At 33.8% G+C, this 14,231-nt stretch carries 12 protein-coding genes; 10 read left to right on the top strand and 2 right to left on the bottom strand.

Annotated features, from left to right (window positions below; all coding sequences use genetic code 11):
• Positions 1-132: 132 nt before the first annotated feature.
• Both ACY2RS_RS00325 and abc-f read right to left on the bottom strand, forming a co-directional pair.
• On the bottom strand, positions 133-903 hold the full coding sequence (locus tag ACY2RS_RS00325) for an O-methyltransferase (protein ID WP_490096607.1): 771 nt from the start codon (positions 901-903) through the stop codon (positions 133-135).
• A complete protein-coding gene (gene abc-f / locus ACY2RS_RS00320) occupies positions 903-2,771 on the bottom strand; it encodes a ribosomal protection-like ABC-F family protein (protein ID WP_490096606.1) in 1,869 nt (622 codons plus the stop codon). Before abc-f ends, ACY2RS_RS00325 begins: the two co-directional genes overlap by 1 nt.
• A gap of 107 nt (positions 2,772-2,878) precedes the next feature.
• On the opposite strand from abc-f, the gene ACY2RS_RS00315 reads away from it, so the two are divergent.
• The 10 genes from ACY2RS_RS00315 to ACY2RS_RS00270 all read left to right on the top strand — a co-directional run bounded on the left by ACY2RS_RS00315 (position 2,879) and on the right by ACY2RS_RS00270 (position 14,230).
• Positions 2,879-3,673, top strand: a complete 795-nt coding sequence (locus ACY2RS_RS00315; protein ID WP_490096605.1) for a polysaccharide biosynthesis/export family protein — start codon at positions 2,879-2,881, stop codon at positions 3,671-3,673.
• Entirely contained in the window at positions 3,673-6,132 is a 2,460-nt protein-coding gene (locus ACY2RS_RS00310; RefSeq protein WP_490096604.1) for an exopolysaccharide transport family protein, read from the top strand. Before ACY2RS_RS00315 ends, ACY2RS_RS00310 begins: the two co-directional genes overlap by 1 nt.
• Before the next feature lie 155 nt (positions 6,133-6,287).
• Positions 6,288-7,574 carry a nucleotide sugar dehydrogenase gene (locus tag ACY2RS_RS00305; protein ID WP_490096603.1) on the top strand — a complete coding sequence of 429 codons (1,287 nt, stop codon included), beginning with the start codon at positions 6,288-6,290 and terminating at the stop codon, positions 7,572-7,574.
• Positions 7,574-8,554, top strand: coding sequence for an SDR family oxidoreductase (locus ACY2RS_RS00300; protein WP_490096602.1), 981 nt, complete (start codon positions 7,574-7,576; stop codon positions 8,552-8,554). The genes ACY2RS_RS00305 and ACY2RS_RS00300 overlap by 1 nt, the downstream gene beginning before the upstream one ends.
• Positions 8,555-8,614: 60 nt before the next feature.
• Positions 8,615-9,478: an ABC transporter permease gene (locus tag ACY2RS_RS00295; protein ID WP_490096601.1), complete on the top strand. Its 864-nt coding sequence runs from the start codon at positions 8,615-8,617 to the stop codon at positions 9,476-9,478.
• 198 nt (positions 9,479-9,676) lie between these two features.
• On the top strand, positions 9,677-10,408 hold the full coding sequence (locus ACY2RS_RS00290; protein WP_490096600.1) for a sulfotransferase domain-containing protein: 732 nt from the start codon (positions 9,677-9,679) through the stop codon (positions 10,406-10,408).
• A 9-nt stretch (positions 10,409-10,417) separates the two neighbouring features.
• Positions 10,418-11,698, top strand: coding sequence for an ABC transporter ATP-binding protein (locus tag ACY2RS_RS00285; RefSeq protein ID WP_490096599.1), 1,281 nt, complete (start codon positions 10,418-10,420; stop codon positions 11,696-11,698).
• A gap of 52 nt (positions 11,699-11,750) precedes the next feature.
• A complete protein-coding gene (locus ACY2RS_RS00280; protein WP_490096598.1) occupies positions 11,751-12,395 on the top strand; it encodes a sulfotransferase family 2 domain-containing protein in 645 nt (214 codons plus the stop codon).
• 9 nt (positions 12,396-12,404) lie between these two features.
• Positions 12,405-13,424, top strand: coding sequence for a sulfotransferase family protein (locus ACY2RS_RS00275; RefSeq protein ID WP_490096597.1), 1,020 nt, complete (start codon positions 12,405-12,407; stop codon positions 13,422-13,424).
• Between the two features lie 8 nt (positions 13,425-13,432).
• Positions 13,433-14,230, top strand: coding sequence for a glycosyltransferase family 2 protein (locus tag ACY2RS_RS00270; RefSeq protein WP_490096596.1), 798 nt, complete (start codon positions 13,433-13,435; stop codon positions 14,228-14,230).
• The last annotated feature ends 1 nt before the right edge of the window (position 14,231 follow it).

The following is a 14,231-nucleotide window of genomic DNA, read 5'->3' as shown; positions in this document are numbered from 1 at the left end:
GGTTATGGTATAAATATAGCCGAAATTTTAGTATTCGTAACTGCTTTATGTATTTGTTAGGGTGTTAAACCTATCACAAATTAGCGCACTTAAATTACACTCAGTGCATAAGACGCAGCGAGGCCTACTATGTTACATACGTAGCGTAAAATGTTGCTTTTCCTGTTCTTTTCTAAAAAACACCAGTCCCCAATAAAAACTATCAATGCTTATAGTTACCTCTGGATGTGTGCAAATTTCTTCCCAAGCCTCTGTCATGGCTTGGCTCCAATAAATATCATCAAAAATAAGAAGCGTATTGTTATGAACATTAGAAAGTAGTTTGTTAAAATAGTCTAGGGTATTTTTTTTACTATGATTGCCATCTACATACACAAGATCGAATTTTTTCTGAAAAGCTGGAGCAGCAAAAAAATCTTCAAACTTTTGATTGATGAGGTTTATGTTGTTTAATTCAAATACTTCAAAACCTTTTGTAGCAACTGCTGCGGTATTCGGGCAGCCTTCTACTGTGGTAATATGCCCTTTTGGATTTGCCAAGGAGAGTGCAGCAGTAGCGATACCTAAAGAAGTGCCAAGCTCTAATATTTCCGAAGCTCCTAAGTACTTTGTTATTTTAAACAATAAATGTTGTCTTTTTTTGCTAATGCCCGCATGTTTGGCGATGTCTTTAATATTTCTAGTATTGCTTTTAAACACGCGTGACCCTGAACCAAAATCTGTGATTTTGATGGTTTCAATACTATTGCTGAAGCGTTTTTTGAAACGATGTAGTGCAGGTGGGATTTCTTGTTTTTTATAAATGCATTTGGTGAGTAAATCGTACACAAAAGGGGAGTGGACTCCATGTTGGTTGGTGGAGCGAAGTAGAAATTTTAGGTACGATGTTATTTGGTATAACACTATCCTTCTAGTTTTTCAGACAATTCAAACCAGCGCATTTCTTTTTCTTCGATAGCATCTATCATTTCTTGCAAGCGTTTGGATTGCTTGTTAATCTCATCTGTATCCCAATTTTCGGTCGCAAATTTTGCCTGTAATGCTTCCCGTTCGCGTTCTAGCTTAGCAATATCTTTTTCTAATCTGCTATGTTCTTTTTGTTCTTGGTAGCTTAGTTTGGCTTTAGACTCGTCTGCTTTCCAGTTTTTCTTTTCAGTTTTTGGGGTTTCTGTATTTCTTTTTTCTGAAATTTTACTGTCCTCATAAATTCTGTAATCACTATAATTACCAGGGAAATCTAATATTTCGGCATTGCCTTGAAACACAAATAAGTGATCTACAATTTTATCCATGAAATACCTGTCGTGACTTACTACAATTAAGCAGCCTGGAAAATCTAGCAGAAAGCTTTCGAGTACATTTAGGGTGACAATATCAAGATCGTTTGTAGGTTCATCGAGGATTAAAAAATTAGGATTTTGGATAAGTACGGTACATAAATACAGTCTTTTTCGTTCCCCTCCGCTTAGTTTGTCTACAAAATCGTATTGTTTTTTACGATCAAACAAAAAGCGTTCAAGAAGTTGTTGTGCACTTATTTGACGCCCTTTTTTTAGCGGAATATAATCTCCAAATTCTCGAATAACATCAATTACTTTTTGCCCTTCTTTGATGTTTATTCCTTTTTGGGTGTAGTAGCCAAACTTTACAGTATCGCCAATTACAACTTTACCAGCATCGGGTTGTAAAGCTCCCGTCATGATATTTAGGAAGGTAGATTTTCCAGTTCCGTTTTTACCAATAATGCCCACGCGTTCTCCACGTAAGAAGTTGTATTCAAATTTATCGAAGAGTTGTTTTCCTTCAAAGGCTTTCGATATTTTATGAATCTCGACTACTTTGGTGCCCAGGCGTTCCATATTGAGCTCAAGTTGTACCTCGTGATCGTTGCGGCGTTTGTGTGCTCGGGCTCTAATTTCACTAAAGTCGTCCATTCTAGATTTGCTTTTGGTGGTACGCGCTTTGGGTTGGCGACGCATCCACTCTAGTTCTTTTTTGTAGAGTTGTTTTGCTTTGCCAGTTTCGGTAGTTTCTGTTTCTATTCTAGCTTCTCTTTTGTTTAGGTAATAGCTGTAGTTTCCTTTGTAGCTGTAGAGATTTCCTTCATCGAGTTCTACAATTTCATTACAGACACGTTCTAAAAAATAACGGTCGTGTGTCACCATGAATAAGGTGAAATTTTCTTTGGCAAATAAGGCTTCCAGCCATTCAATCATTTCAAGATCTAAGTGGTTGGTAGGCTCATCCATGACCAGTAAATCGGGTTGGGTTAAAAGAGCGTTGGCAAGGGCGAGCCGTTTCTTTTGTCCGCCACTTAAATTTCCAATTTTCTGGTTGAGATCTTCTAGTTTTAGTTTAAAAAGAATTTGTTTGTAGCGTGTTTCAAAATCCCAAGCATTGTGTGAATCCATTGCATCAAAAGCAGCTTGGTAGTTTTCTGTATCATCTGGGTTTAAAATAGCTTTCTCGTAGTTTGCAATGATGTTTAAGATAGGGTTGTCACTAGCAAAAATGGTTTCCTCTATACTTAAAGTTGGATCTAGATTTGGTTCTTGAGAGAGGAAGGCAACTTTTAGGTTTTTTCTAAAAACTACATTTCCTTTATCTGGAGCATCTGTCCCAGAAAGAATGTTGAGAAGGGATGTTTTTCCCGTTCCATTTTTTGCTACAAAACCAATTTTTTGGCCTTGATTAATACCAAAAGAGATGTCTTTAAATAAGACACGTTCGCCATACGATTTTGCAATTTGTTCAACAGAAAGGTAGTTCACAGGATGTTTTTTGTGCAAATTACGGTGTTTTTGATTACTTAAAATGAAATATATTTTATAATTGTCCTGCTTACGCTATATTTGCTCTTTAACAACCCCCTATACATATGAAATTTTCCTACGTGCTACTACTATTCTTAGCTTTGGTAAGTGCCACATCTTGTATATCTACCAAGAAATTAACGTATTTACAAGAAAATAATATTTCAGAAGATAGCTTAGTGTCTATTCGTAAAATGCAGGAGCCGTATCGACTTCAAGTCAACGATCTTTTGAGTATTCGAATAAAAGCCTTAGATCAAAATACAGTGGGTATTTTTAATCCTGTTGCAGAATCTAATTTAGATGCCACTGGAGAACAACGTTTGTACTACGATGGTTTTGTAGTGGACCCTCACGGAAATATTAGAATGCCAAGTTTAGGAGAGATTCCAGTATTGGGTTATACTGTTGAAGAGGTGAGAAAAGATATTGAGAGTCGTTTAAAAAGAGATTATTTTAAAGAAGAGGCTAATATTTTTGTAACGGTAAAACTTGCGGGTATTCGATATACTATAAATGGAGAAATAAATAGAACGGGCTCTAGTATTATTTACAGAGATCAGGTTACTTTAATGGAGGCTATTGCAAACAATGGCGATATTACAGTAACAGGTGATAGAGAGAATATTGTTATTATACGACAATATCCTTTAGGGCAAAAAATTCATCACATAGATTTAACCTCTATTGATGCCATGAGTTCTCCCTACTATTATGTGCAGCCTAATGATTTAATTTTAATTAATCCATTACCTCAAAAATCTATTGGAACTGGAACTACAGGGTTACAATCTTTCACAACTATTTTATCTGTTGTCACAGCGTTAACAACAACTATTTTATTATTTATTAGGTTATAATGAGCGACGAATTTGACATACATGAAGCACAATCTACTTTTGATTTTAAAGGTTTTTTGTACAAATTATTGGCGCATTGGCCTTTGTTTTTAATCACATTAGCAATTGGTTTAGGCATAGCTTACTATATAAATGTTAGAAAGCAAACAGTCTATACGATGACAAATTTGGTGTCTATAAAAGACGATCAAAATCCATTTTTTACTACCAATACGAGTTTAACTTTTAACTGGGGAGGTACTACAGATAAAGTGAATACAGCTATTATCACTTTAAAATCTAGATCTCACAATGAGCAGGTGGTTGAAAAAATGCAATACTACCTTAAGTATAAAAAACAAGGTGAGTATCAAATGATAGATGCCTACAAGAAAACTCCTTTTTTAATTGAAACCGAAAAAGACAAACCACAGCTCCTGTACAAGGATATGAAGGTTGTTTTTCTGGATAGTGTGTCTTTTACCTTAGAAACTACATTTAAAGATGGAAATGTTTCCTTGTTTAATTATGCTACAAAGGAGCGAAGTGTACTCTATCGACAACAAGAAGCATTTAAAAAGACGTTTAATATAGGTCAGAAAATTGAGTTGCCTTTTTTTCATGGCACTTTTTTTCTAAATCCTGCTGTTAAGGTAAAACCTGGTAAAGAATTTTTTATTTCCTTTTCAGATTTTGATGCTACAGTAAAGGGAATTAGTGTGTATGTGGTCCCAGAGTCTAAAGGTTCCTCTGTGTTTACAATGAGAATGAATGGCCATAATAAGAATAAGTTGGTCGATTTTTTGAATACATCTGTTATGGTGTTAAGCGATAACATGCTAAATCAAAAAAACTTGTTTGCTACTAAAACAATAGACTTTATAAATAATAGTCTAGAAGAAAAATCGGATGATATTCGTGACGTAGAAAAAGAACTAGACGAATTTAGAAATAAAACAAAAATATACGATCTTAAACAAGAAGGTACTGAGATCAAAAACAAACTAAGTGTATTAGATGTAAAAAAGCAAGTAAAAGAGCGTGAGTTAGATTATTATAACACCTTAGAAGCTTATTTAAATAAAAGAACAGATTATAGAGAGGTTCCTGCACCTTCTGTTGCTGGGATCACAGAATCAAGTATTTCTTCAAGTGTTTCTAAAATTGTTTCTTTGGCAGAACAAAGAAAAAACATGGAGTATTCTTTTAAAGATGGCGCTCCTGTGTTTGCCGATTTGGATAGGCAAATAAATGCAATAAAAAGAGTTTTGTTAGAAAACATTAGCTCGACAAAGGGTTTAATTTCTAGAGAATTATCACGTATTAATAGCGACATAAGCTCCTATGACTATAAGATAAGTAAATTGCCAAAAGAACAACAAGAGCTTCTTAAAATTGAACGAAGGTATAACATAAATCAAGGTACATATAACTTGTTTCTGTCTAAGCTAAGTGAGGCTAAGTTGGTGAAGGCTGCTAATGTGAGTGATGTGCTTGTTATAGATTATGCAAAAGATACCGGAGGAGGTAAAATTGGTCCTAATACGCAGCTAAACTATATGATGGCTTTGCTTTTTGGATTTTTGATTCCATTTGTTCTTGTTTTTATAAAATCATTCTTCAATAATAAAATAGATACTGTAAAAGACATAGAAAGCCTTTCTAAAATACCAATTCTAGGTGCCGTTGGAAAGAGCACAGTTAAAAATAACTTGGCAGTTTTAACAAAACCTAAATCTTCTATAGCTGAATCATTTAGAGCCATTCGTTCGAGCCTACAATTTTTTTATAAGAAACAAGGTATTGAAGGGGCAAAAACAGTATTAGTAACATCTTCTGTAAGTGGTGAAGGAAAGACATTTTGTTCTATTAATATTGCATCTGTATTCGCATTGAGTGAAAAAAAGACTGTACTTCTTGGTCTTGATTTAAGAAAACCGAAAATATTTGGTGATTTTGATATTAAAAATGAAGTGGGTGTTGTGAATTATCTTATCAGAGATAAAAATTTGGACGAAGTAATACAAAAAACCCACGTAAATAACCTAGATATTATTACTTCTGGTACGATTCCTCCAAATCCATCAGAGCTATTAATCAGTGATCAGATGGAAATGCTGATCAATGAGTTAAAAGATAGATATGATTATATTGTTTTGGATTCTCCGCCGCTAGGTCTTGTTTCAGATTCTTTGGAGCTTGTCAAGTTTGCAGATGCAACCATCTATATGGTACGTCAAAATTATACTAAGAAAGGAATGTTCTCACTTATTAACGAAAAATATAAAAAAGGAGAAATAAGCAATATTAGTTTTGTGCTCAATTTTTTTGAAGACAAAGCCAAGTATGGTTATGGGTACGGATATGGCTATGGGTACGGATATGGCTATGGATCCTATGGAAATGGCTACCATGAAAATGAAGAAACCCCTTCATTTTTAAAGCGCTTATGGCAAAAGATTTTTAAGAAGCGAAGTTGAGTACTTTTGCTTCGGAAATGTAATGCATCAATCCTGTTTTAATTAAAATTTTATAATTAGAATTTAGTTCAAATATTTTAATTAAAAGGCTTAATTTTGCCCCGTTAAAAGCGAAAGATGCTTCACAAGTAATTTAAGACTTGTTTTTATATAATATGAAAGAAAATCCAACGATTGCAATCATAGGTTTAGGTTATGTAGGCCTGCCTTTAGCTGTTGCCTTTGCAGAAAAATTTAAAGTAATTGGTCTTGACATCAATGAGCAACGTATTTTAGAATTAAAATCTGGAAAAGATCATACCTTAGAAATAAGTGATGATGAATTAAAAAAGGCATTAAAAGGCTCTGCTAATGCTGGTCTTGTAGTGACTGCAGATACTAAAGAAATTGCCGACGCTACTGTTTTTATAGTAACCGTGCCAACCCCTACTAATAAATACAACCAACCAGTATTAACACCCCTAGTGAAAGCGAGTGAAACTGTGGGAGCCGTTTTAAAAGATGGAGATGTAGTGATTTATGAATCTACAGTATATCCTGGTGTTACAGAAGATGTTTGTGTGCCAATTCTAGAAAAAGTATCTAGAATGAAGTTTAACCAAGATTTCTTCGCTGGGTATTCGCCAGAGCGAATCAATCCAGGAGATAAAAAGCACACGGTTACAAAAATATTAAAGGTTACTTCAGGTTCTACACCAGAAATTGCAAGGTATGTAGATGATCTATATAAAAAGGTAATTACTGCAGGAACACACTTAGCACCTACTATAAAAGTTGCTGAGGCAGCTAAGGTTATTGAAAACTCTCAAAGAGACATCAATATTGCCTTTGTAAATGAGCTTTCAAAAATATTTAGATTGTTAGATATCAATACACAAGATGTATTAGAAGCGGCCGGAACTAAGTGGAATTTTATAAAATTTTCACCTGGTTTGGTTGGAGGACATTGTATAGGTGTTGACCCTTATTATCTTGCGCAAAAAGCATTGGAAGAAGGGTATAATCCAGAAATTATTTTAGCAGGTAGAAGAATGAATGACGGAATGGGCGCTTATGTTGCCAGTGAAGTCATTAAATTAATGATTAAGAAGGACGCTAAAGTCAAAAATGGAAATGTGTTGGTAATGGGCATCACGTTTAAAGAAAATTGCCCAGATATAAGAAACAGTAAGGTAATAGATGTCATAGACGAACTTAAGAAATTTAACTTAGGTGTTGATGTCTACGACCCTTGGGCAAACCAAGAAGAGGTTTCTAGAGAGTTTGATCTTTCTCTTCATACTCATCAGGATACATTGAAAGAATCGTATGATGCGATTATTCTTGCAGTATCTCATGAAGAGTTTCAAAATTTTGATCTAACAAAATATAGCGCAAAAAATGCAGTGGTATTTGATGTAAAATCATTTTACCCATCACATAAAACAGACGGAAGGTTATAATGTTTACAACTCCCTATCATACAGCAGATTTATCTAAACTACAATTTTTAATCACAGGTGGTGCTGGTTTTATTGGAAGCAATATTACAGCCTACTTATTAAAATACGGTGCGAAAAAAGTTCGTGTTTTGGATAATCTAGCAACGGGCCATATGGCTAATATTTCAGCTTTTAAAAATCATCCATCCTTTGAGTTTATGGAAGGGGATATACGTGATTTAGAGACCTGTAAAAAAGCAATGGACGGAATTGACTATGTTTCTCATCAAGCCGCACTAGGTTCGGTGCCGAGATCTATCAATAATCCAATTACATCTAATGAAGTAAACGTAAGTGGATTTTTAAATATGTTGGTCGCACAAAATGAGAGTAGTTCTGTAAAGAGACTTGTATACGCAGCCTCTAGTTCTACCTATGGTGACAGCAAAGCACTTCCTAAAGTAGAAGCGAATATTGGTAAGCCAATTTCGCCATATGCAGTCACTAAATTGGTGAATGAAATTTATGCAGATGTGTTTCATAAAACCTATGGAACGGCCACTATTGGATTGCGTTACTTTAATGTTTTCGGACCAAAGCAAAGCCCGACAGGAGCTTATGCAGCAGTAATTCCATTATTTATGCAGGCATTGGTAGATGAAAAGGCTCCAACAATTAATGGTGATGGAACACAGACACGCGATTTCACCTATGTGGAGAATGCAGTACAGGCAAATATTCGTTCTTTCTTTGCAGAAGATGCTGCAGTAAACGAAGTATTTAATATTGCTTTTGGAGATAGAATTGGATTAAACAATTTGTGGGATTCATTACAGGAAGTATCTAATAAAAAGCTGGCTGCTGTTTATGGGCCACCAAGACAAGGTGATGTTAAAGACTCTCTAGCAGATATATCGAAAGCAAGAAAACTCTTAAGCTATGATCCATTATTTTCATTACAAGATGGGTTAAAAGTTACCTGGGAACATTTTATAGCATAACCTCTAAATGTGATATCTTTAGTCTGAGGATAATGCTCTAAAAACGCTAAGACTTAATCTATGAAACAAGAAGAATGGTTATATGAAATATCCTCAAAAAGACCTCTTATAGATTTAAATTTTAAAGAGATTTGGCGGTATAGAGACTTATTGGTTTTGTTTGTAAAACGAGATATAGTAACAGTTTACAAGCAAACTGTTTTAGGGCCTCTTTGGTTTTTTATACAACCTTTATTTACTTCTGTAATTTTCACCTTAGTTTTTAATAATATTGCAGAAATTAAAACAGATCCTATTCCTTCTTTTCTTTTTAACCTTTCAGGAATTACTGCTTGGAACTATTTTAGAACCTGTTTGGTTACTACTTCAGGAACCTTTAGAGCTAATGCGGGGCTATTTGGAAAGGTGTATTTCCCAAGATTTATTGTGCCGCTCTCAAAAGTGATATCAAATTTAGTGCGTTTTGGAATTCAATGTTTAATTATTCTAGGGTTTTACCTTTACTACGTTTTTAGCACAGGAGCAACCATAACTCCAGATGCTAATTTATTGCTCTTTCCTGTATATGTCATTTTAATGGCTGTGATGGGATTAGGGTTTGGTATGATACTCTCAACCATGACCACAAAATATAGAGATGTATCTATTTTAGTGGGTTTTGTAATGCAGTTGTTAATGTATGTGTCTGCGGTGCCATATCCAATGAGAGAAATAAAAGAAAAAGCTGCCGAGTATAGCTGGATTGTAGATTATAACCCCATAGCATATTTAATTGAAGGATTTAGACGTAGTTTATTTGCTACTGAAATGTTAGTGTTCGAATGGGCTTCCTTTTTCATGATTTGCGGAATCACCTTTGTTGTCTTTTTTATCGGGCTCATTTTATTTAATAGAACTGAAAAGACATTTATAGATACCGTATAATGATATTTTAATAGGGTTGATTTTTTTTTCTGAAATGTTAGAAAACGACACTTTTTTATAAGGGAGACCGTAGCCAAGGTGGCTTTGATTAGTTATAATAACTAATAATTGATACATTTAATAATTGTTTTTTATTGAAGTACTCGTGTGTAATAATAAAGGATGTTTTATAAATATCCTGTTTAATTTTAAGTTGAGATGTTAATAGTTTCGGCAGGGATGCAAAAATCTGGAAGTGCATATATTTATAATATCATCAACGATTTACTGATTGAATGTGGAGGAAGTGATGCAAGAGAGATCACCAAGAACTATTCATTAGATGCTATCTTACGATGGCAAAATAATAATATAGAGCATCTTGATTTTAAAATAGCCAGGCGCTTAATTAAAATTGGTAAAAAGGATGGCGCATTTGCGATAAAAACGCATAATGCTCCAACATTTGCTCAGAAGTTTTTTATGTCAATTGGGCTTTTGAAAACTGTATACATTCATAGAGATCCAAGAGATGTATTATTGTCTGCTGTTGATCATGGAAATAAAATTTTAGCAAAAGGAGAGTCGCATACTTTTGCAGAGATGGTAAACTTTAAAGATGCTTTTTTAAATGTTAAAGATTGGGTAGGGGTCTATGATGCTTATAAGAAGAGCAAAAACACACTGACAATTAAATATGAAGATTTATATTTATTTCCAGAAGAAACAGTAAAAAAAGTGTGTTCTTATTTAAAAATAAATCCATCAAAAGAACTTGTTTCAAAGGTGTTATTAAAGTATAACAAAGACAATCCTAATGCAATTTTAAATGCGTTGCATTTTAATAAGGCAAAAGTGGGTAGGTATAAAGATGAAATGTCTCAAGAAGAACAACGTATCTTTAAAGAAGAAATGGGCGAAGATATTCTTAGAATGGGATACGAATTATAAAAGTAACAAATGAGTAAGGTAATATTAAAAGTAGAGAATGTATCTAAGCAATACCGATTGGGATTGGTTGGTTCTGGCTCGTTAAAACATGACCTTAATAGATTTTGGCATCGCATTCGCGGTAAAGAAGATCCTTATTTAAAAATTGGTGCTGTTAATGATAGAAGCAAAAAAACATCTGCTTCATATGTTTGGGCATTAAAAAATATCAACTTCGAGCTTAATGAAGGAGATGTAATAGGAATCATTGGTAAAAACGGTGCAGGAAAATCTACCTTGTTAAAGCTTTTATCACAAGTTACGAGCCCCACAACTGGAACTATTAAATTTAATGGTAGAATTGCTTCCCTTCTAGAAGTAGGAACTGGATTTCATCCCGAATTAACAGGTCGTGAAAACATTTATTTAAATGGTGCTGTTTTGGGAATGACAAAAGCTGAGATAACATCAAAAATAGACGAGATTATTGAGTTCTCAGGCTGTGAAATGTATATTGATACTCCCACAAAAAGATACAGTAGTGGTATGACTGTTCGTCTTGCTTTTGCTGTTGCCGCACACTTAGAACCAGATATATTAGTGATTGATGAAGTACTAGCTGTAGGAGATGCCGACTTTCAAAAAAAGGCCATTGGGAAAATGAAAGATATTTCTTCAAGTGAAGGAAGAACTGTTTTGTTTGTAAGTCATAATATGGCAAGTGTAAAAAAATTGTGTTCTCGTGGTTTGGTAATGGAGCATGGATCCATAGCTTTTGAAGGCGATGTAGATGCTTGTCTTAAACATTACCTTAAAAATGAAGATGAGATGTCTGGAAGTACCAAACACATCTCTTGGGATGTCAAAGATGCGCCAGGTTGTGAAGAATTCAAACTAAAAAGTATTACAACAAAAAATAGTGCTGGTGAGATAATTGGTTCTTTTACAGACGATCAATCTATTCATGTTTTTATTGATACAGAGGTGTTAGAGCCCATCAGAAACATGAGAATGAGCTTTAAACTATTTAATGAAAAGGACATCATTGTTTTTTCATCTAGCTCACATTTATATGAGATGACAGATAAAAAACCCGGAGAGTATCATTATGAAGTAATAATTCCTGCCTATTTGCTAAACCAAGGAACCTATCGTATACAATTACAAGCTGGGATACCTGAGGTGAAACATTTGTTGTTTGCAACGAAAGTGCTTAGTTTTGATGTACTTAAAATTTCAGATTCTGGAACCATTTATGCTACAGTGCTTCCTGGAGTGGTTGCACCCAAAATTGATTGGAAGATTAATTAAATCGTTCGCAAACGATTTTTAACCCTAAAAAAGCACGCTTAATTAGATTATTATGATTTCTATTCAAAAAAAATTCTTGTTTATCCATATCCCAAAGACAGGAGGGAATAGTATCCAAAATATTTTGCAAAAGTATTCCGATGATGAACTTGTAATTTTAGGAGCGCATCAAGATGGTAAAGAGCGTTTTGAAGTAAGAAATATTGAGTACCCTTCTTTAGAGAAGCATTCTACATTAAGTGATTATAAAACTGCTATTAGCAAGGAGATGTATCCGTCACTTTTTAAATTTGCAACGATTAGAAATCCCTGGGATATGATGATATCCTATTTTTTCTCCCCTCATAGAGGAGTTACAGAGTGGAATAGAGATGGCTTCTTAGAATTATTAGATACAGTACCAACTTTTAGTCATTTTACGAAAGTGAATGCTCCTTCCAAAAGATTTTTTCTATTCAAAAAGAAAGATACTTCGAGTCACGATGCCTTAGATTTTGTAATTCGATTTGAGCATCTAGATGAAGACTTTAAAAAATTATGTGCTTTAATTGATATCCCTTATGAGGCACTGCCAAAAAGGAATCAATCCAAAAGAAATCATTATTCTATCTATTATGATGATGAACTTATTCAAAAAGTAGCTGATAAATTCTCCTTCGAAATAGCGCATGGAGCTTATACATTTCAGAAAAACTAAAATGTATTTATGAAAGAAGAAGCACTTGTTTTTATTATATCTCAACCACGAAGTGGATCCACATATCTTCAGAGATTACTTTCTAATGCAGAAAATGTAAATACTACAAGTGAACATTGGGCAATGTTACATTTTGCGCAAGCAATAAAACCCGATTTGGTTTCTGGTCGCTTCGATGCAAAAATGGCGCATAAAGCTTTTGTAGATTATTTAGAAAAGAACCCATCGTATCATTTTAGAAAAGACTTTAAACAGTTTCTTTTATCATTATATACTCCCTTGTTTGAGGGCCATCAATTTGTAATTGATAAAACACCTCGCTATTGGGAAATGCTGCCAGAGATACAGGAACTATTCCCTAAAAGTAAATTTGTTATTCTTAAAAGAAACCCTGTTGAGGTAGCTACATCTATTATTAAAACATGGGAGATACAGAGTTTAGAGGAATTAAATTATTACCGAAGAGATCTTTTAGAAGCTCCGTTTGTATTAGAAGCGTTTTCTAAAACAAACCAACAAAACACTTCTGTTGCTATAGTCCACTATGAAGATCTAAAAAACAATCCCGAAGTTGCTTTAGAAAAGCTAACAACGTTTATAGGATATGCTTTCGATAAAAGCATGCTAGATATAAAAGCAAACAATAAAACGGAAGGGCTTTTTGGAGATCCATTTCAGAATAAGAAATATGAACATGTTTTTACCAAAGAAAAATCGAATACATTTATCATTTCAGATGAATTGCATGACTTTATAGCTGGATATGCTCTTTTTGCAGATCAATTTAAATTCGAAAAATCAGATCTTCAGTTTCTTGAAATCACAAAAAAACACCCAGCCTTTAAGCGATTTTTAGAATTGCCTGAGTATCGACATGGGATGACTACAAACGATTTTAAAGTAGCACATTTGGAACATGAAAAACAGCAATTAGAAAGGGAGTTAGGTTCAATTTTAAACGCCACTAGTTATCGCTTGTATCAAAAAATGATAACTCCTTTCAAGAAAATAAAACAAATTTTAAAGTAAACTAGTAGATGCCACTAATTTCAATAATTATCCCTTCTTTTAATTCGAGTGAGACCATTTCAGAATCGCTTGATAGTATCCTTGCACAAGATTTTAAGGATGTTGAGGTCCTAATAATGGACGGATTATCTAAAGACACTACTGCAGAGATTGTTCAGCCCTACACAGAAGAACATGCTAACATTCTATTTTATTCTGAAAAAGATACTGGAGTGTATGATGCTATGAATAAAGGTATTAAAACTGCAACAGGAGATTACTTGTATTTTATGGGTAGTGATGATGTATTTTTTGAAGATACAACCTTGTCTAAAGTAAGTTCAAGTCTTGTAGCTGGAGTAGATTTTTTCTACGGAAATATCCAGTTCAAACATAATAAACGAATCTATTCTGGGGAGTCGAACTTGGATAGACTTATGGTGGAACAAATTAGTATTTGTCATCAAGCCATTTTTTATTCGAAAAGAGTTTTTGAAATTGTTGGAAATTATGACTTAAAATACTACGTTCATGCAGATTATGAATTTAACATTCGCTGTTTTAAAAATGAAGCTATTGGCATACAATATACAGATCAAGTAATTGCTATATTCAATGAAAACGGACTGAGCGGTACTTCTTCAAATGCAGACGGATTTCACACCTGGTTAACAAATATTACGGGCGAAAGAGATTTTGTTTTAAGATTGTATTATAAAAATAGAAAGCTTCAACATGATTTAAAAAATGTAGAAAATTCTACAAGTTTTAAGTTGGGGAAATTCTTGTTATCCCCTCTAAAATTATTAAAAAAAATAGGCAAATAAT

Source organism: Patiriisocius sp. 208BN25-11, from assembly GCF_058147145.1.
This window is presented reverse-complemented; position numbering and strand designations above follow the sequence as displayed.

Excerpts from the sequence above, each read along its gene's own strand:
- ACY2RS_RS00315 (WP_490096605.1), top strand. The coding sequence starts at position 2,879 with ATGAAATTTTCCTACGTGCTACTACTATTCTTAGCTTTGGTAAGTGCC.
- ACY2RS_RS00310 (WP_490096604.1), top strand. The coding sequence starts at position 3,673 with ATGAGCGACGAATTTGACATACATGAAGCACAATCTACTTTTGATTTT.
- ACY2RS_RS00305 (WP_490096603.1), top strand. The coding sequence starts at position 6,288 with ATGAAAGAAAATCCAACGATTGCAATCATAGGTTTAGGTTATGTAGGC.
- ACY2RS_RS00300 (WP_490096602.1), top strand. The coding sequence starts at position 7,574 with ATGTTTACAACTCCCTATCATACAGCAGATTTATCTAAACTACAATTT.
- ACY2RS_RS00295 (WP_490096601.1), top strand. The coding sequence starts at position 8,615 with ATGAAACAAGAAGAATGGTTATATGAAATATCCTCAAAAAGACCTCTT.
- ACY2RS_RS00290 (WP_490096600.1), top strand. The coding sequence starts at position 9,677 with ATGTTAATAGTTTCGGCAGGGATGCAAAAATCTGGAAGTGCATATATT.
- ACY2RS_RS00285 (WP_490096599.1), top strand. The coding sequence starts at position 10,418 with ATGAGTAAGGTAATATTAAAAGTAGAGAATGTATCTAAGCAATACCGA.
- ACY2RS_RS00280 (WP_490096598.1), top strand. The coding sequence starts at position 11,751 with ATGATTTCTATTCAAAAAAAATTCTTGTTTATCCATATCCCAAAGACA.
- ACY2RS_RS00275 (WP_490096597.1), top strand. The coding sequence starts at position 12,405 with ATGAAAGAAGAAGCACTTGTTTTTATTATATCTCAACCACGAAGTGGA.
- ACY2RS_RS00270 (WP_490096596.1), top strand. The coding sequence starts at position 13,433 with ATGCCACTAATTTCAATAATTATCCCTTCTTTTAATTCGAGTGAGACC.